Source organism: Streptomyces sp. Tek67B01, from assembly GCF_055231995.1.
The window spans coordinates 1,410,346-1,427,118 of sequence record NZ_JBUYUY010000001.1 but is presented as its reverse complement, the minus strand read 5'-3'; the positions used below and the strand labels follow the sequence as shown (position 1 = coordinate 1,427,118).

13 protein-coding genes, 1 tRNA gene, 2 pseudogenes and 1 riboswitch are annotated in these 16,773 nt (G+C 74.3%); of the genes and pseudogenes, 8 read left to right on the top strand and 8 right to left on the bottom strand.

What is annotated here, in order from left to right; translation table 11 throughout:
* Positions 1 to 36 precede the first annotated feature (36 nt).
* Positions 37 to 797 (bottom strand): annotated as a pseudogene (locus ACV7NM_RS06605) (methyltransferase domain-containing protein).
* Positions 798 to 911: 114 nt separating this feature from the next.
* A riboswitch (ZMP/ZTP riboswitch) is annotated at positions 912 to 1,005 on the top strand.
* Between the two features lie 26 nt (positions 1,006 to 1,031).
* On the opposite strand from ACV7NM_RS06605, the gene ACV7NM_RS06600 reads away from it, so the two are divergent.
* Positions 1,032 to 1,922: a bifunctional 5,10-methylenetetrahydrofolate dehydrogenase/5,10-methenyltetrahydrofolate cyclohydrolase gene (locus ACV7NM_RS06600; RefSeq protein ID WP_463409387.1), complete on the top strand. Its 891-nt coding sequence runs from the start codon at positions 1,032 to 1,034 to the stop codon at positions 1,920 to 1,922.
* Between the two features lie 1,418 nt (positions 1,923 to 3,340).
* Here the strand turns inward: ACV7NM_RS06600 and ACV7NM_RS06595 are convergent.
* Positions 3,341 to 4,132 carry a helix-turn-helix domain-containing protein gene (locus ACV7NM_RS06595; protein ID WP_463409386.1) on the bottom strand — a complete coding sequence of 264 codons (792 nt, stop codon included), beginning with the start codon at positions 4,130 to 4,132 and terminating at the stop codon, positions 3,341 to 3,343.
* 130 nt (positions 4,133 to 4,262) lie between these two features.
* On the opposite strand from ACV7NM_RS06595, the gene ACV7NM_RS06590 reads away from it, so the two are divergent.
* Positions 4,263 to 4,568 (top strand): 4a-hydroxytetrahydrobiopterin dehydratase, encoded by a 306-nt coding sequence (locus ACV7NM_RS06590; RefSeq protein ID WP_463409385.1) that lies wholly within the window; start codon positions 4,263 to 4,265, stop codon positions 4,566 to 4,568.
* A gap of 23 nt (positions 4,569 to 4,591) precedes the next feature.
* Positions 4,592 to 5,338, top strand: a complete 747-nt coding sequence (locus ACV7NM_RS06585) for a class I SAM-dependent methyltransferase (protein WP_463413856.1) — start codon at positions 4,592 to 4,594, stop codon at positions 5,336 to 5,338.
* A 48-nt stretch (positions 5,339 to 5,386) separates the two neighbouring features.
* Here the strand turns inward: ACV7NM_RS06585 and ACV7NM_RS06580 are convergent, their stop codons facing one another.
* The 4 genes from ACV7NM_RS06580 to ACV7NM_RS06565 form a co-directional block, all read right to left on the bottom strand.
* The gene (locus ACV7NM_RS06580) at positions 5,387 to 5,812 is read right to left on the bottom strand and encodes an RICIN domain-containing protein (protein WP_463409384.1); all 426 of its coding nucleotides are present in this window, start codon (positions 5,810 to 5,812) and stop codon (positions 5,387 to 5,389) included.
* An 11-nt stretch (positions 5,813 to 5,823) separates the two neighbouring features.
* Positions 5,824 to 6,672, bottom strand: a complete 849-nt coding sequence (locus ACV7NM_RS06575; protein ID WP_463413855.1) for an aldo/keto reductase — start codon at positions 6,670 to 6,672, stop codon at positions 5,824 to 5,826.
* 218 nt (positions 6,673 to 6,890) lie between these two features.
* A complete protein-coding gene (locus ACV7NM_RS06570) occupies positions 6,891 to 8,714 on the bottom strand; it encodes an AMP-dependent synthetase/ligase (RefSeq protein WP_463409383.1) in 1,824 nt (607 codons plus the stop codon).
* A gap of 220 nt (positions 8,715 to 8,934) precedes the next feature.
* Positions 8,935 to 9,786, bottom strand: a complete 852-nt coding sequence (locus tag ACV7NM_RS06565) for a LysR substrate-binding domain-containing protein (protein WP_463413854.1) — start codon at positions 9,784 to 9,786, stop codon at positions 8,935 to 8,937.
* Positions 9,787 to 9,933: 147 nt separating this feature from the next.
* On the opposite strand from ACV7NM_RS06565, the gene ACV7NM_RS06560 reads away from it, so the two are divergent.
* Complete coding sequence (locus tag ACV7NM_RS06560) at positions 9,934 to 10,986, top strand: bile acid:sodium symporter family protein (RefSeq protein WP_463409382.1); 1,053 nt, start codon at positions 9,934 to 9,936, stop codon at positions 10,984 to 10,986.
* A 9-nt stretch (positions 10,987 to 10,995) separates the two neighbouring features.
* The gene (locus tag ACV7NM_RS06555; protein ID WP_463409381.1) at positions 10,996 to 11,433 is read left to right on the top strand and encodes a (2Fe-2S) ferredoxin domain-containing protein; all 438 of its coding nucleotides are present in this window, start codon (positions 10,996 to 10,998) and stop codon (positions 11,431 to 11,433) included.
* Between the two features lie 13 nt (positions 11,434 to 11,446).
* Here ACV7NM_RS06555 and fdhD read toward each other — a convergent pair whose 3' ends face one another.
* Positions 11,447 to 12,274, bottom strand: coding sequence for a formate dehydrogenase accessory sulfurtransferase FdhD (gene fdhD / locus ACV7NM_RS06550; RefSeq protein WP_463409380.1), 828 nt, complete (start codon positions 12,272 to 12,274; stop codon positions 11,447 to 11,449).
* A 224-nt stretch (positions 12,275 to 12,498) separates the two neighbouring features.
* On the opposite strand from fdhD, the gene ACV7NM_RS06545 reads away from it, so the two are divergent.
* The 3 genes from ACV7NM_RS06545 (at position 12,499) to ACV7NM_RS06535 (ending at position 15,498) form a co-directional block, all read left to right on the top strand.
* Positions 12,499 to 13,440, top strand: a complete 942-nt coding sequence (locus ACV7NM_RS06545; RefSeq protein WP_463409379.1) for a beta-ketoacyl-ACP synthase III — start codon at positions 12,499 to 12,501, stop codon at positions 13,438 to 13,440.
* Positions 13,441 to 13,574: 134 nt separating this feature from the next.
* A tRNA-Leu gene (locus ACV7NM_RS06540) sits at positions 13,575 to 13,662 on the top strand.
* 111 nt (positions 13,663 to 13,773) lie between these two features.
* Complete coding sequence (locus ACV7NM_RS06535; RefSeq protein ID WP_463409378.1) at positions 13,774 to 15,498, top strand: serine/threonine-protein kinase; 1,725 nt, start codon at positions 13,774 to 13,776, stop codon at positions 15,496 to 15,498.
* Positions 15,499 to 15,874: 376 nt separating this feature from the next.
* Here ACV7NM_RS06535 and ACV7NM_RS06530 read toward each other — a convergent pair.
* Positions 15,875 to 16,594: pseudogene (locus ACV7NM_RS06530) on the bottom strand (IclR family transcriptional regulator domain-containing protein); the annotation flags it as partial.
* Positions 16,595 to 16,773: the final 179 nt, after the last annotated feature.

The following is a 16,773-nucleotide window of genomic DNA, read 5'->3' as shown; positions in this document are numbered from 1 at the left end:
CGGCCTTGATCCGTCCGCCCTCCTCCCGCCTTCTCCTCAGCCCGCTTTGCGGGTCTCGACGAGGAAACGGGCGGTGTGGGCGACGAACGGGCCTTCACGCTCGATCCGTTCGTGCAGCTCGCGCAGCCGGTCGCGGTAGTGCCCGACCGTGAAGCCCGGCACCATCCAGATCACCTTCCTCAGAAAGTAGATCACGGCTCCGATGTCGTGGAACTCCGTACGCAGCCGCTCGGAGCGCAGATCGACGATTTCCAGGCCCGCGGACGTCGCCCCGGCGACGGCGTCATCGGGGTGCCGGGCCCGCCGCACCTGCGGCGGTTGCGGCCCGAGGAAGTACTCCACGAGCTCGAAGACGCTGGCGGGACCGACCTGCTGCGAGAGGTAGGCGCCCCCGGGGTGAGCACGCGGGCGATCTCCTCCCACCAGACGGTCACCGGGTGCCGGCCGGCGACCAGCTCGAAGGCCTCGTCGCCGAACGGCAGCGGCGGCTCGTCGGCGTCCGCGACCACGACCGCGCCGAGCGGGTGCAGCAGCCGAGTGGCCTTGGCCACGTTCGCCGGCCATGACTCGGTGGCCGCCGTCAGCCGGGGCAACGGCCCGGCGCCCGCGAGCACCTCCCCGCCACCGGTCTGGATGTCCAGGACCGAGCGGACGCCGGTCAGACGCTCGCCCAACAGCTTCTGGTACCCCCAGGAGGGCCTTTGCTCGGTGGCCCTGCCGTCGAGCCAGGAGAAGTCCCAGCCGTCCACGGACACCGAATCCGCCTCGGCGACGAGATCGTCGAAAGTGCGCGTCATGTCGGAATCCTCCCAGCTCCCGTCCCGGTGATCCACCGGTTGTCGCGCGGCCCGTCGAGGCCCGGCGGCAGGGGCCTGTCCGCTGGGGCCTGTCCGCCGGGTCGACTACAGTGGGCGGCGGGCCGTGACTGGCGTTCGGGTGGATCACCACCGGGGAGCGGCCCGGCGTACTCCCGTACGTCGACTGCCGCGCGCCTGGGCGAACCGCGATCCGCAGCGACGCCAGGAGACCCCATGACGACTGCCCAGACCGACACCCCGGACCGTACCGCCCGACTGATGGACGGCACCGCCCTCGCCCGCCGCATCTCGGAGCGGACCGCCGCGTACGCCGCCTCGCTCACCGAGCGCACCGGCACCGCGCCCTGCCTGGCGACCGTGCTGGTCGGTGAGGACCCCGCGTCCGTCACCTACGTCCGGATGAAGCAGAACCGTTGCGCCAAGGCCGGGATCACCTCCCGCCACGTCGAGCTGCCGGCCGCGACCACCACCGAGGAACTCGTCGCCAAGCTCACCGAGCTCTCCGAGGACCCGGAGATCAGCGGCATCCTGCTCCAGCACCCCGTGCCGCACCACATCGACGAGCGCGCCGCCTTCGAGGCCATCGCCCCGGGCAAGGACGTCGACGGCGTCACCACGCACTCCTTCGCCGCCATGGGCTTCGGCCTGCCCGGCTTCGTCTCCTGCACGCCCGGCGGCATCATGCGGCTGCTGGAGGCCTACGACGTGGACCTCACCGGCAAGCACGCCGTGGTCGTGGGCCGCAGCGCGATCCTGGGCAAGCCCGCCGGGATGCTGCTGCTGGAGCGCAACGCCACCGTCACCTACTGTCACTCCCGAACCCGCGACCTGCCCTCGATCGTGCGCCAGGCCGATGTGCTGGTCGCCGCCGTCGGCAAGGCGGAGTTCATCCGGGGCGAGGACATCAAGCCGGGCGCGGTCGTGCTGGACGCCGGGTACAACGAGGGCAACGTCGGCGACGTCCACTTCGAGTCGGCCGCCGCCCGCGCCTCGCTGATCACCCCGGTTCCGGGCGGTGTCGGCCCGATGACCATCGCCGTCCTGCTGGAACAGACCGTCCAGGCCGCCGCCACCCAGGCCGGCCTCGACCTCGCGTCGCTCTGACCCCCCACCGTCCGGGCGGCGCCCACGCCCCCTGAGCCCACGCCCGCCGTGCGGCCTGCCGATGCCCCGACCCCCGGCCGGTCGACGGTCGCGATTCCTGACGGGGCCCCTGGTTCGCCGCGGGCCCGGTCGAGGCCGGCGACGCGCCGTGCCACGTGGCCGCGGCGTCAGCCCGTAGACGGCGCGACGGTGATCCGGCGGCGCGGGGGGTGTGTCGGCTTCGCCGGTTGGGCCGCGTCCTCGGATCTGCCGCCAGGCGGGCCCGGGGCCGGCGACGGCGGCGTCCGGAACGTGTCGACGGCTTCGCCGTCTGCGGAGTCCGTGGCCCGGCCGGCCGGTGGCTTCGCCCATGCCCTCGGGCGAGCCCAGGGTGGGAAGTGCGGCCGCCGCCCACGCGCCCAGGCCCGAGGGCCGTCACCGGCGCCGCCCCGTAACCGGGCCGGTGGGCCGGCGTCATGCCGGCCCCCGAAGGTGTCACCCGGGAGGACGCCGCGGCCGGACCGGGGGGCGGCCCCGCGCCCGGTCCGTTGCCGCGTTGGTGGCCCCGGTGGCTTCGCCCCGCGCCGGTTGAGGCCGGCGGCCCCGGGCGGGGGTGGGGGTGGGCCTTGGCGCCCCGGGTGGGGCCGGCCTTGACCGGGTGGGTGGCTTCGGCCTCCGCCCCGTGTCGGGGTGGTCGGCGGTGGCGCCTCGTCGGAGCTTCGGACGTCCTCCGGACCGCGCGTCCTCGACGGCGAGCCGCCCGGGGTGTCGACCTCGCCGGTTGGGGCGGGCGGCAGGACGGCCGCACCCCCGGGCGGGCCCGCTGGGGTGCCGCGCCCGCGGCGGGGCGTGCCGGGCGGCGGTGTGCGGCCGTCTCGGTCGTGCCAGGCGCCGCCGGACGCACCCTCGGGGGAGCGGCGCGGGCGGTCAGGCCCGGTCCCGTCTCCGCAGCCGGGGACGGCCCCGTATGACCCCGGAGGTAATCGACCCGGCCGGGGAACGCTCGGCAGAGTGGGGGCATCGGGTTCCGGGGTCGCGCACTCGGCTCCGGGGCCCGGCTCCCGCCCCTCGTCCCGTGCCCGCGCCGTTCGACCACCGACGAGGCTGATCCGCCATGTCCGCGACCCTGCTCGGCACCATCGCCCGCGCCACCGCCCCGCACGCCGCCCTGCGCCGGGTGCTCGCCCTCGACGCCGTCGTCACCACCGCCAACGGCTTCGCGTACGCCGCCTTCGGCGCCCCGCTCGGGCGGCTCCTCGGCATCGGCGCACCGGCCTCGCGCCGGCGGCCCCCGGCCGGCCGCGTGAGGTTCGTCGTCGAGGCGCCCTCTTCGTGTGGTCCGCCCCGACCACCGCCGGCGCCGTCTGGATCCCCGCCCAAGCCGCCGTCGTGGCCTGCCTCGCCGCGCTCCAGCGGCCCGCCCGCGCGGCCCGGACGGTTCAGGGCCCCAGTGCCCGCAGGTACTTCGCCGTCGCCGGGTCGGCCGGCAGGAAAGTCTCGATGGCCAACTCGGCGACGGTCACGTCCATGGGCGTGTTGAAGGTGGAGATGGACGACACGAAGGACAGGACGTGCCCCTCGTGCTCGATCACCAGCGGGAGCGCGATGGACGGGACCGCTTCCCCCCACTCGCCGTCACCGGGCCGCCGCTCCGCCACCGGGTACGCCGACACCTCCTCGTACAGCGCGCGCAGCGGCTCCGAGCGGGCGAGCGCGATCTGCCGTTCCATCTGCGCCAGCAGGTGCCCCCGCCACTCGCGCAGGTTGCGGATGCGCGGGGCGAGCCCCTCCGGGTGCAGGGTGAGCCTCATCGCGTTCAGCGGCGGCGCCAGCAGGTGCTCCGGCACTCCCTCCAGCAGCATCGTGATGCCCCTGTTCGCCGCCACCACCCGGTACGTCGCGTCCACCACCAGCGCCGGATAGGGCTCGTACCCGGTCAGCAGGCGCTCCAGCCCCTCGCGCAGGACCTCCAGCTCCGGCGCGTCCAGCGGGGTGCACGCGTACCGGGGCGCGAAACCGGCCGCCACCAGCAGGACGTTGCGTTCCCGCATCGGTACGTCGAGGTGCTCCGCGAGCCGCAGCACCATCTCCTCGCTCGGCCGGGACCGGCCGTTCTCCACGAAGCTGATGTGCCGGGACGAGGAATCGGCGCGCCCCGCCAGTTCCAGCTGACTGATCCCGCGCCGCTCCCGCCACGTACGCAGCAGCGCGCCCACACTCGCAGAGGTCATGGCCCGACGTTAGCCCACCCGGGCCGCCGGGGATCGTGGCCGTGCGCGGGGCCTCCCTCATGGCGCGTGGTGTGGGAACCTTGACACCACGTCAGGCAGTCGGGCCGACCGGTCGTGAAGGAGCGTGAGGATGTCGGGCGAACCGCTTTCCCAGAAGGAGATCGAGGACCGGCTGCGGGAACTTCCGGGCTGGGCCTTCGAAGACGACCGCATCCGGCGCACGTACCGGCTGGGCAGCCACCTCGCGGCGAGCGCGCTCGTCGCCCACATCGCCGTCGTGCAGGACGAGTTGAACCACCACTCGGACCTCACGCTCGGCTATGACTCGGTCCGGATGTCGGTGAACACCCACAGCGCGGGCGACGCGGTCACCGAGACCGACTTCGCCCTCGCCGAACGCGTGGAGGCGCTGGCCCCCGCCCACGGCGCCCGTTGATGCCCGGCCCGGGGTCGGCGCCGCTGCTCGACTACGACGCCGAGGCCGAGCTCTACGACGCCACCCGCGGCGGCGCCCCGCGCGCCGAGGCGGCCGCCGCCGCGGTCCTCGGCCTCCTCCCGCCCACCGCGGGCACCCTCCTGGACCTGGGCTGCGGCACCGGCATCGTCACGGCCCGGCTGACCCGCCCCGGCCTGCGGGTCCTGGGCGCCGACGCCTCTGCCGGGATGGCCGCGACGGCCGCGCGGCGCGGGGTCCCGGTCGTACTGGCCGGCGCGGCCCGGCTCCCCTTCCCGGCGGCCTCACTGGACGCGGTCAGCGCGGTGTGGCTGCTGCACCTGCTGCGGGAACCGGGCGCCGTGGCGGCCGTGGTCGCCGAGGTCGCGCGAGTGCTGCGCCCCGGCGGGGTCTTCCTGACCACCGTCGACAAGGACGCCGCGCACGACGTGGGCAGCGACATCGACGAGGTGTTCGCCCCTCACCTGACGCACGCGCCCGCGGACGCCGCGGAGCGGGTCACCGCCCACGCGGCCGAGGTGGGACTGCGGCCTTACGGGGACGCCCTCTTCGCCGGCCACGGGCAGGGCCGCACCCCGCGCGGCGCGGCCGGAGCCCTGTTGGCCGGGCGCTACGCCTCCCGGATCAGCCCCCGCGGCGCCACCGCGCGGGAACTGGCGGACCGGCTGGGGCTGCTGCCCGGCCAGGACACCCCGCGCGCGGAGCCGACGTACCGCCTCCAGGGCTTCGTCAGCGGCTTTTCCGGCGGCTGACGGCAGGCCGCGAGCGCCCGACCGCCTCCCGTCCGGGTCCCGCTGAGCTCAGACGGGCTCCAGCCGCCACCACTGCGCCGGCGAGTCCGCGTCCTCGCCCTGGCGGGCCCGGCCCTGCTCGTCCACCTCCAGCGACAGCCCGCTGACACAGGCGATCAGCGAGACCACGCCCGGATCGTCGAGGTGCTCCTCGACGACCCACTCCTGCGCGCCGAACGCGTTCGGCTTCCACACCTGCACCCGGGCGCCGCTCTCCGTCGACGCGTTCGCCACGTCGAGGCGGCGCTCGGCCCGAACGCTCACGATGTACACGATCCCGCCACCGCTGTGGACCGGCGCGATCTCCCACTCCCACGCGGCGGCGGGACCCTCCGCTCCCTCCGGGGCCACCGCGACCCGGTTCCCGCTCTCCACCCGCAGCAGCAGACCACCGCCCACGTTGCGGATGCGGTAGACCCCCCGAGGAACGCTCATGGCCGCGCCCCTCAGACGTCGAAGACGGCCGGGTCGGGGCCGATCCTGCGGGCGGCGGGGCCCGAGCCCAGCGCGTCCAGCGCGGCCGTGTCCTCGGCGTCGAGCTCGAACCCGAAGACGTCCAGGTTCTCCCGGATGCGCGCCGGGGTGACGGACTTGGGGATCACCACGTGCCCCGACTGGAGGTGCCAGCGCAGCACCACCTGCGCGGCGCTGCGTCCGTGCTTGGCGGCGACCGAGGCGACCGCCGGCAGCGTCAGCAGTTCCTTGCCCTGCCCCAGCGGCGACCACGCCTCGGTGGTGATGCCCAGCCGGGAGTGCAGGGCGCGCAGTTCCGTCTGCGGGAAGAGCGGGTGCAACTCGATCTGGTTCACCGCCGGGACCAGGTCGCAGGACTCGCCGAGCCGCTCCAGGTCCGCCGGGCGGAAGTTCGACACACCGACCGCCTTCGCGCGGCCGCTCGCGGTGATCTCCTCGAAGGTCTTCCAGATGGTGAGGAAGTCGTCGCGCATCGGACGCGGCCAGTGGATCAGGTAGAGGTCGACGTGATCGAGCGCCAGCTTGGCCAGCGAGTCGTCGAACGCGCGCAGCACCTCGTCCCGCCCCCAGCGCCGCGACGGGCCGTTCCACAGCTTCGTGGTGACGAACAGTTCCTCGCGCGGCAGGCCGGACGCGGCGAGCGCCTTGCCGGTGCCCTTCTCGTTGCCGTAGATCGCGGCCGTGTCGACGCTGCGGTAGCCCGCCTCCAGCGCCGTGCCCACCGCCCGCTCCGCCTCGTGGTCCGGGACCTGCCAGACGCCGTAGCCGAGTTGGGGCATGAGGGCGCCGTTGTTGAGCTTGATGCCGGGGACCTGGTTCACGTCGGGTCGTACCTCGCGATCGGGACGGGTGGGGGTCGCGCCGGCGGCGGGTCCGACGACAGTCGTGACCGTGCGCCCGCGGCGCGCGTCGTCGGGCCACAACCGGCCGTACCAGCGGCGTATTCCCGCCATCCGGGTGGTCATCCGCCGACCACGGCTCCTTCTGCGAGACCGCCGCGGCGTGTCCGGCGCGCCACGAACGCCTCCCGCAGCCGCCGTCAGCGTTCGTACATGGCGGCGACCTCCGCCGCGTAGGCCTTCTCGATCGCCCTCCGCTTCAGCTTCAACGAGGGGGTCAGCAGGCCGCCCTCCTCGGTGAACTGCCCGGCCAGCACCCGGAACGTGCGGATCGCCTCCGCCTGCGAGACCAGGGTGTTCGCGGCGACCACGGCCCGCCGCACCTCCGCCGTCAGCTCCTTGTCGTGCACCAGCTCCGCCGCCGCCCGCTGCGGCAGGCCGCGCATCGACAACCAGTGGGCGACGCCCTCCACGTCCAGGGTCAGCAGCGCCGCGATGTACGGCCGGTCGTTGCCGACCAGGACGCACTGCGACACCAGGGGGTGCGAACGCACCCGTTCCTCCAGGGCCGTCGGCGAGACGCTCTTGCCGTTGGAGGTCACCAGGATCTCCTTCTTGCGCCCGGTGATCGTCAGGTAGCCGTCCTCGTCCAGCCGGCCCAGGTCCCCGGTGGCCAGCCAGCCGCCGCGCAGCACCTCCTCCGTGCCGCGCGGGTCGTTCAGGTACCCGGAGAAGACATGGGCGCCGTGCAGCCAGACCTCCCCGTCGTCCGCGATGTGCACCGTCCCGCCCGGGATGGGAGGGCCCACCGTCCCGTACTTCGTGGCCCCCGGCGGGTTCGCCGTGGCCGCCGCGGACGACTCCGTCAGGCCGTAGCCCTCGTACACCGTGATGCCCGCCCCGTCGAAGAACAGCCCCAACCGGCGCGACATCGCCGAGCCGCCCGACATCGCGTGGCGCACCCGGCCGCCCATCGCCTCGCGGACCTTCCCGTACACCAGCTTCTCGAAGAGCTGGTGCTCCATGCGCAGCCCCGCGGACGGGCCCGGGCCGGTGCCGAAGGCTTTTTGCTCGCGCGCCTGCGCGTACCGCACGGCCGTTTCCACCGCCCGGTCGAATGCGCCGGTGCGCCCCTCGGCCTCCGCCTTGCGGCGGGCCGCGGCGAACACCTTCTCGAAGACGTACGGGACGCCCAGCACGAAGGTGGGCCGGAACGCGACGAGGTCGGGCAGCAGCTCGGCCGCCGCCAGCACCGGCTGGTGGCCGAGCTTGACCCGGGCGCGGACGGCCGCCACTTCCACCATCCGCCCGAAGACGTGCGCCAGCGGCAGGAAGAGCAGGGTGGACGGTTGTTCGCCGGTGCCGGCCTGGAAGACCGACTCCCAGCGCGTCACCATCGTGTCGGCCTCGAACATGAAGTTCGCGTGCGTGAGGACACAGCCCTTGGGGCGGCCGGTGGTGCCGGAGGTGTAGATCACGGTGGCGACCGCGTCCGGCGTGACGGCCCTGCGGTGCCGGTGCACCACGTCGGGAGCCACGGCGTCCCCGTCCGCGACGATCTCCGCCACGGCCCCCGCGTCGAGCTGCCACAGCGTGCGCAGGGCGGGGAGCCGCTCGATGACCGAGCCGACCGTCATGGCCTGGTCCTCGTTCTCGACGACGCAGCCCGTGCAGGCGGAGTCGTAGAGGATCCAGTGCACCTGCTCGGCGGAGGACGTCGGGTACACGGGCACCGGCTGGGCGCCGATGGCCCACAGCGCGAAGTCGAACAGGGTCCACTCGTACCGGGTCCGCGACATCACCGCGACCCGGTCGCCGAAGCCGATGCCCTGGGCCAGCAGCCCCTTCGCGAGCGCCAGCACCTCCCCGGCCAGCTCGCCGGAGGTCACGTCGCCCCAGACCCCGTCCGTCTTGCGGCCGAGCACCACCCGGTCCGGGTCCTCCCGGGCATGCTGGAACACGATGTCGGCCAGGCCGCCGGACGGCGTGCCCGCGACCACGGGTGGGACGGTGAACTCGCGCAACGACCCGCTCCTCTCCGTGTGGCGCCGCGACGTTATCCCACGTACCCGGCGGACCGGCACCCCCCGGGAAACCTCCACAAGATCCCCCCGCAGCGTTCGGGGCGCGTGTGACCTGCGCGGGGGCGACCGGGCGGGCCGCCTGCGGGACGCTCGGGACCGCCCGGTCCGGCTGCCCGGTCCACGCCCCCCGGTCCACGCCCCCCGGTCGCGGTCGCCCGGCTCAGGCCGGTCGGCTCAGCCGGTCGCCGCCGGTGAGGACGGCGGCCGCCAGGGCGTCCGAGGCCGGGGTCGGACGCCGCCCCTGGAGCAGCGCGAACTCCACCGGCCCCAATTCCGGCAGCCCGCCGACCCGGACCAGGCCCGGCGGGACCAGGCCCCGGGTGTGCGCCATCACGCCAAGCCCCGCGCGGGCCGCCGCGATCAGCCCGCTCAGGCTGCCGCTCGTACAAGCGATCCGCCAGGCCCTCCCGTCCCGCTCCAGCACCTCCAAGGCCCGCGCCCGGGTGATGCCCGGCGGCGGGAAGACGATCAGCGGTACGGGCCGCTCCGGGTCGACCCGCAGCTCCGGCGCCCCGATCCACACCATCCGGTCCCGCCACACGAGCCGGCCGCGCTCGTCCTGCGGTCCGCGCCGCTTGGCCAGCACCAGGTCCAGACGTCCCGCGTCCAGCCGCTCGTGCAAGGTGCCCGACAGCTCGACGGACAGCTCCAGATCGACCTCCGGGTGTTCCTGGCGGAAGGTCTTGAGGATCTCGGGCAGTCGGGTCAGTACGAAGTCCTCCGACGCCCCGAAGCGCAGCCGGCCGCGCAGCCGGGTGCCGGTGAAGAAGGCCGCGGCCCGCTCGTGCGCCTCCAGGATGGTCCGGGCGAAGCCGAGCAGGGCCTCGCCGTCCTCGGTCAACTCGACGCTGTGGGTGTCACGGGCGAACAAGGGCCGACCGGTCGCCTCCTCCAGTCGCCGCACGTGCTGGCTGACGGTGGACTGGCGCACCCCGAGCCGCCCAGCGGCCTGGGTGAAGCTGAGCGTCTGGGCGACGGTGAGGAAGGTGCGGAGCTGGGCGGGGTCGTACATGCCGGGTCCGTTCACCTCCCCAGCCTATTGTGAAACATGATGACAGTCAGTGCGGTGTACGGGTTTCCCGATGAACGTCACCGGGTGAGCATGGGAAACCGGCCGCCCGCCACCGAAACCCGCCACCCGTCGCAAGAGAGCACCCGTATGCGCCGCCCCCGCCTCCCCGCCCGGTTCCCGCTGGACCCGTACGTCATCGCCCTCCTCGCCATGGTCGCCCTCGCCGCCCTGCTCCCCGCCCGGGGCGCCGCCGCGACCGCCGCCGACGCGGCCCAGAGCTGCGCCGTCGCCCTCCTCTTCTTCCTCTATGGGGCCCGGCTCTCCACCCGCGAGACCCTGGACGGCCTGCGCCACTGGCGGCTCCACCTCACCGTGCTCACCGCCACCTTCGCCGTCTTCCCGCTGCTGGGCCTGGCCGCCCGCGTGCTCGTCCCGGGCGTGCTGACGCCGCAGCTCTACCACGGCCTGCTGTTCCTGTGCCTGGTGCCCTCGACCGTCCAGTCATCCATCGCCTTCACCTCGATGGCCCGCGGCAACGTGCCCGCCGCCGTCTGCGCCGGCTCGTTCTCCAGCCTCGTCGGGGTCCTCCTCACGCCCCTGCTCGCCGCCGGGCTGCTGGGCGGGACGACCGGTGGCTTCTCGACCGACTCCCTGGCGGCCATCGTGCTCCACCTGCTGGTGCCGTTCCTCCTGGGCCAGGCCCTGCGTCCGTGGGTCGGCGGCTTCCTGGTCGGCCGCAAGAAGGTGCTCGGTCACGTGGACCGGGGCTCCATACTGCTCGTGGTCTACGCGGCGTTCAGCGCGGGCATGGCCGCCGGGATCTGGCACCAGGTCAGCCTCCCGCGCCTCGGGGCGCTGCTGGGTGTGGAGGCCGTACTCCTCGCCGTGATGCTGTCGCTCACCTGGTACGGGGCGGGACGCCTCGGGTTCGGCCGCGAGGACCGCGTCGCCATCCAGTTCGCGGGGTCGAAGAAGAGCCTTGCCGCCGGACTGCCCATGGCCGGCGTGCTGTTCGGCCCGCAGGCCGCGTTGGCGGCGCTGCCGTTGATGCTGTTCCACCAGATGCAGCTGATGGTCTGCGCGGTGCTGGCCCGCCGCGGTGCCCAGGACCCCGACCCCGCCGCGCGCGCCGAACTGCCCGCCCACCGTGTGGCGGAGGTCTCCCGCGCGCTCCAACACCCCACCGCGCGGGCCCGGTAACGTGCGTCGGTGACCTGGATACGCCCGCTCTCCGCCCACGCCGAACGCCCGTGCACCCTGGTGGTCTGTCGGGGCTGTTGTTGCGGGGACCCCCGCAAGAACCCCGGCACCGACCACGCCGGCCAACTGGCCCGGCTGCGCGAGGCCGCCGCCGCTTCCGGCGGGCGCCTGGCGGTCCGTACGAGCGACTGCCTCGGCCCGTGCGCACAGGCCAACGTCATCGTCGTCCAGCCCGCCGGCGAGGCCCGGCGCCGGGGGGCCAAGGCGGCCTGGTTCGGTTGGGCCCTGGACGACACCGCGACCGACGAGATCATCGCCTGGGCCGAAGCGGGCGGCCCGGGCGCGAGTCCCCTCCCCGCGACCTTGGATCTGCACCGCATCGACCCGCCGGCCCCCGCGCCCCGGCCGGAGCGCCGCGAGGGCCGGCGGGGGCGCGCCAAGAGATGACGCGCGCCGGGCCTCAGAGCGTCACGCGCTCCTCGCCCGCGTAGATGTTCATGTCCTGCCCGCGAAGGAAGCCCACCAGGGTCAGCCCCGACTCCAGCGCGAGGTCCACGGCCAGGGAGGACGGGGCCGACACGGCGGCCAGCACCGGTATCCCCGCCATCACCGCCTTCTGCGCCAGCTCGAAGGACGCACGGCCCGACACCAACAGCACCGCGCCGCCCAGCGGGAGCCGCCCGGCCCGCAGCGCCCGGCCGACGATCTTGTCCACGGCGTTGTGCCGGCCCACGTCCTCCCGTACGTCCAGCAGCTCGCCCTCCGCCGAGAACAACGCCGCCGCGTGCAGGCCGCCGGTGCGGTCGAAGACCTTCTGCGCCGCGCGCAGCCGGTCCGGCAGCGCGCCGAGGACCGCCGCGCTCACCCGCACCGGATCGGCGGCGAGCCCGGGGAAGCGGGTCGCGGTGCGGACCGCGTCCAGGCTGGCCTTGCCGCACAGGCCGCAGGAGGAGGTGGTGTAGACGTTCCGCTCCAGCGAGATGTCCGGCAGCGGAACCCCGGCCGCTAGGTGCACGTTCACCACGTTGTAGGTGTTCGTCCCTTCCTCCGTCGCCCCCTCGCAGTAGGTCACGGCCTGGACGTCCGAGGCGTGCGCGAGTACGCCCTCGCTCACCAGGAAGCCCACCGCCAGCGCGAAGTCGTCGCCCGGCGTGCGCATCGTGATCGCGAGCGGCTTGCCGTTCAGTCGGATCTCCAGTGGCTCCTCGGCCACCAGCGTGTCCGGTCGGGTCCCGGCCACACCGCCGCGGATCCGGACGACGCGACGGCGTTCGGTGACCCGTCCCATGTGATCAGTCCACCGTTCTCTGTCGCTCTGACGTGCGCCCTGTCCGTCGCACACCTGCCGCGCCCATTCTCGCGGATGTGCCGTTTCGGGTGCCCCCGGCAGGAAGATCCTCTGAATTCTCCAAATTACGGGCCCTTAATCCTGTCGGGTCACACGCACTCGTACCCGCCGGTAGCACGCAAAGCTGGGTGAACCTGACAGTCGTACGAGAGGGAATCCCGCCCATGACCGGTTCACGCGTGGTGGCGCTAGGGCACTACCAGCCCGCGAGAGTGCTCACCAACGAGGACCTCGAGGCGATGGTCGACACCAACGACGCGTGGATCCGCTCGCGGGTCGGCATCAGGACCCGCCACATCGCAGGGCCCGAGGAGCCGGTCGACGAGTTGGCCTTCCAGGCCGCCGGCAAGGCCCTCGCGAACGCCGGGCTGCTCCCCGGCGACATCGACCTCGTCCTGGTGGCCACCTCCACCGCGATCGACCGCTCGCCCAACATGGCCGCCCGGGTCGCGGCCAAGCTGGGCATGAGCGCGGGGCCCGCCGTCATGGACCTCAACGTCGTCTGCTCGGGCTTCACGCACGCCCTGGCCACCGCCGACCACGCGATCCGGGCGGGTTCCGCCACCCGGGCCCTGGTCATCGGCGCCGACAAGATGACCGAGATCACCGACTGGACGGACCGCACCACCTGTGTGCTGACGGGCGACGGCGCGGGCGCCGCCGTCGTCGAGGCCTGCGCGGAGCCCGGCATCGGCCCCGTGCTGTGGGGTTCGGTGCCGGAGATGGGCCACGCCGTGAGGATCGAGGGCACGCCCCCGGTCTTCGCCCAAGAGGGCCAGGCCGTCTACCGCTGGACCACCAGCCGGCTCCCGGCGCTGGCCCGCAAGGTCTGCGAGAAGGCCGGGATCACCCCGGAGGAACTGGCGGGAGTCGTCCTGCACCAGGCCAACCTGCGCATCATCGAGCCGCTCGCAGCGAAGATCGGCGCCGTCAACGCGATCGTCGCCCGGGACGTCGTGGACTCCGGCAACACCTCCGCCGCGAGCATCCCGATGGCCCTGTCGAAACTGGTCGAGCGCCGCGAGATCCCCTCCGGCGCCCCCGTGCTGCTGTTCGGCTTCGGCGGCAACCTCTCCTACGCGGGACAGGTCATCCACTGTCCTTGAGTCGCCGGCCGAGCCATGCTCGCAGGTCAGCGCGGTGCGCCGGGAGCGCCCCGGACCGAATACCTGGTCGGAACCACCTCCATCCCCTGCTATTGTTGTCCATGTCGCCGCGGGAAACCGGGGCCGACCACCTGGTCCGGGTGGCGGAATGGCAGACGCGCTAGCTTGAGGTGCTAGTGCCCTTTATCGGGCGTGGGGGTTCAAGTCCCCCCTCGGACACCAGCAGGAACCCCACTTCGGTGGGGTTCTTTTGCGTTTGCGCCCCCCGCGTCCGCTCCCCCCGGTCGACCGCTGGTGCGGCATCATGGCCATCAACGGGTCTAGGGGGAGAACGTGTCGCAGGGCGAGCCACGCAACAGTGTTGTGATCGGCGGTCGTTACCGCCTGGACAAGCGGCTGGGCCGGGGTGGGATGGGCACCGTATGGCGGGCCGAGGACGAGCTGCTCGGGCGCTCCGTCGCCGTCAAGGAGCTCCACCTCGACGGCGGCCGCGAGACCAGCGGCGCACTGCGCGAGGCCCGGACCGTCGCACAGGTCAGGCATCCGCACGTCGTCGTGGTCCATGACGTCGTGGACCACGAGGGCAGTGCCCACATCGTGATGGAACTCGTCGACGGCGGTTCGCTCGCCGACCGGCTCTCCGGTGGAGATCCCCTGAGCGTCGAGGAGACGGCGCGGACCGGCCTCGCGCTGCTCGGCGCGCTCGGCGCGGCGCACGCGCGCGGGGTGCTGCACCGCGACGTCAAACCGGCGAACGTCCTGATGGAGGCCGGGACGGGCCGAGTGGTGCTCACGGACTTCGGTATCGCCCACCTCGCCGGGGTCACCACGATCAGCGAGACCGGCGCGTTCGTCGGCTCGCCCGAGTACACCTCCCCGGAGCGGATGCGGGGCGCGGCTGCCGGGCCGGCCTCCGACCTGTGGTCGCTCGGCGTCCTGCTGTGCGCCGCGCTGACCGGGGAGTCGCCCTTCCACCGCGATTCGCTCGGCGGGGTCCTGCACGCCGTCGTCTACGACGAGATCGAACCGCCGGCGCAGGCGGGTCCGCTGCGGCCGGTCATCCGGGGGCTCCTGGAGCGTGATCCCGAACGCCGGTTGGGGGCGGACGAGGCGGAGCGGCTGCTGTCGGCGTACGTAACCACGGGACGCGTTCCGCTGCCCGGCCCCGCCTCGTCGCCGGCGGCTGCGGCGGCCCGGGGCCCCGAGCCCGTCGACGCCGTACCGGCCGCGACACCGTCCGTCCCCGCCCCCGTGGCCGCCCCCGCCTCCGCCCCGGCCCCCGCCCCGTCTTCCGCGCCCTCGCCCGCGACCGCAGCCGTGGTGACGCCGCGGCCGATGGGGCCGGGGCTGCGGGCCGGGCTGACGGCCGCTCTGGTCGTCGTGGCGGTGGTGGCCACCTTGGCCGTGACCTCGCTGCTCAGGGACCGTACCGGGGACCCGGCCGGGCGGGCGGCGCCCGGCCCGACCGCCGGCAGGGTGGTCCCCGAGGTGCCCGCGACCGCCGCTCCGGGCTCTCCCCGAGCCCAGGCTCCCACCTCCACCCCCTCGGCGCCCGCGGTGTCGACACCGCCCCCGTCGCCGTCCTCCCGGCCCGCCGCCGCGACCGCCAAGCGGGCCCCCGCCGGCTACGGCATCACGGCCGACCCGCAGGGTTTCAGCATCGCCGTGCCCAAGGGCTACCAGCGCAGTACCGACTCCGAGCGCGTCTTCTACGTCTCCCCGGACGGCGCCTTCCGCATCGGCGTCAAGTTGAAGCCGGCGTCCCCGGGCGGTCCGCTCGCCGTCATGCGGGCCTCCGACGCGGCCGGATCCGACACCAACCCGGGCTACCGCGACGCCTCGGTCGTCGCCACCACCCACAACGGACTGCCCGCCGCCCTCTGGGAGTTCACCTGGAACGGCTTCACCACGGCCGAGGGCGCCCGGCACACCTTCGACCTGTGCTGGGACGAGAACGACCGCATGTACGACGTCTGGGTCTCCGCGCCCGTCGGCCGGGGGGCCGAGGCGCGCAGTCACTTCGACGCCGCGCTGGACTCCTTCACCCCGGGCGGCTGACGCCTCACTGCCACGCCCGCAGCACCACCAGCCCCCCGGGCGTCGACAGGCTGCCCGGGCTGAGGGGGCCGAAGGTGCGCGGCAGGGCCAAGCGCGGTTGCCCGCCGCCGGAGGCGGCGTCGAAGAGGTACGCGGCAGCCGAGGCCGAGTCACTGACCAGGTGCGGGCCCTCCGGCGCGGCGACGGTCGCCGCACCGGTGAGCGGGGTACGGAACATGTTCCGCAGGTGGCGCAAGACCTCCGGGGTGACCCCCGCCGCACCCGCCGGCTGTGGCACCCGCCCGCCCACCGGCACTGCCGGGGCCCCGCCGTCAGGGAAGTCGGGGAAGTCCGGGACGTCCGGGGCGTCCGGGGCGTCCGGGGGGATCGCCCCCGTCAGGAGCAGCGCGAGGAGCACCGGGACGGCCTTGCGGCGCAGTGCCCCGGTGGCCTGCCTCAGCCGGTGCGCGTGGGTGGCCGGGAGCGAGAGGGCGAGGCTTCCGGCGGCGTCGCCGGCCGCGATCGGGACGGCCGCGCAGACGACCCCGGGGGAGTACTCGCGCAGGTCGAAGACGGGTGCGCCTGGGGCCACCGCGTCCAGGGCGTTGAACAGGACCCGGCTGTCGGTGATGGTCTGCCGGGTGAGCCGGGCCGGGCGGTGCCGGGCCACGTGATCGGCCCGCCGGTCGTGGTCGAGCTGGGTCAGCAGGCACTTGCCGACGGCGCTGGCGTGCGCGGCGGCCCGGAAGTCCACCCACTCCCGCACCGGCGGGGTCCCGGGCCCGTCCGCCATCTGCGTGATCCGGACCTCGCCCTCGGCGTACCGGCTGAGGTAGACCGCGGCGCCCGCGCTGTCCCGCGCCAGCGCGAGCGTCCGCTGCAACTGTTCCGCCAGGCCGGTGCGGCCCGGTACGGCCAGCCGGTCCAGGGCCGGCCCCCTGCCGTAGACCCCGGCGCCCGGGCGGTACGCGTACTCCTCCTCGCACAGCATCGTCAGGAGCGGACGCAGCTCCGCCTCCGCCAGCCCCGCCTCCCGCGCGAGCCGGCCGGCCCGGACGCCCAGCGGGTGCCGTTCGAGGACCCGTACGACTGCCAGGGCGCGGCGGGCCTCCGCCAGGGCTTCCCCCGGGCCCGCGGCGGAGCCGCTGACCTGGGCCGCCGCCGTCAGGGACGGGTGGCGCAGCGGGCCGGAGCCCAGCCGGGTGGGCGCCGCGGGCACCGCCGGGGGACGGAACGCGGCGATCACCGACGCCAGCCCCGGCTTGGGCAGCGGTACCGGTCCCAGGTCGGGGTCGT

Excerpts from the sequence above, each read along its gene's own strand:
- ACV7NM_RS06565 (WP_463413854.1), bottom strand. The coding sequence starts at position 9,786 with ATGTACGACCCCGCCCAGCTCCGCACCTTCCTCACCGTCGCCCAGACG.
- ACV7NM_RS06560 (WP_463409382.1), top strand. The coding sequence starts at position 9,934 with ATGCGCCGCCCCCGCCTCCCCGCCCGGTTCCCGCTGGACCCGTACGTC.
- ACV7NM_RS06595 (WP_463409386.1), bottom strand. The coding sequence starts at position 4,132 with ATGACCTCTGCGAGTGTGGGCGCGCTGCTGCGTACGTGGCGGGAGCGG.
- ACV7NM_RS06580 (WP_463409384.1), bottom strand. The coding sequence starts at position 5,812 with ATGAGCGTTCCTCGGGGGGTCTACCGCATCCGCAACGTGGGCGGTGGT.
- ACV7NM_RS06545 (WP_463409379.1), top strand. The coding sequence starts at position 12,499 with ATGACCGGTTCACGCGTGGTGGCGCTAGGGCACTACCAGCCCGCGAGA.
- ACV7NM_RS06590 (WP_463409385.1), top strand. The coding sequence starts at position 4,263 with ATGTCGGGCGAACCGCTTTCCCAGAAGGAGATCGAGGACCGGCTGCGG.
- fdhD (WP_463409380.1), bottom strand. The coding sequence starts at position 12,274 with ATGGGACGGGTCACCGAACGCCGTCGCGTCGTCCGGATCCGCGGCGGT.
- ACV7NM_RS06600 (WP_463409387.1), top strand. The coding sequence starts at position 1,032 with ATGACGACTGCCCAGACCGACACCCCGGACCGTACCGCCCGACTGATG.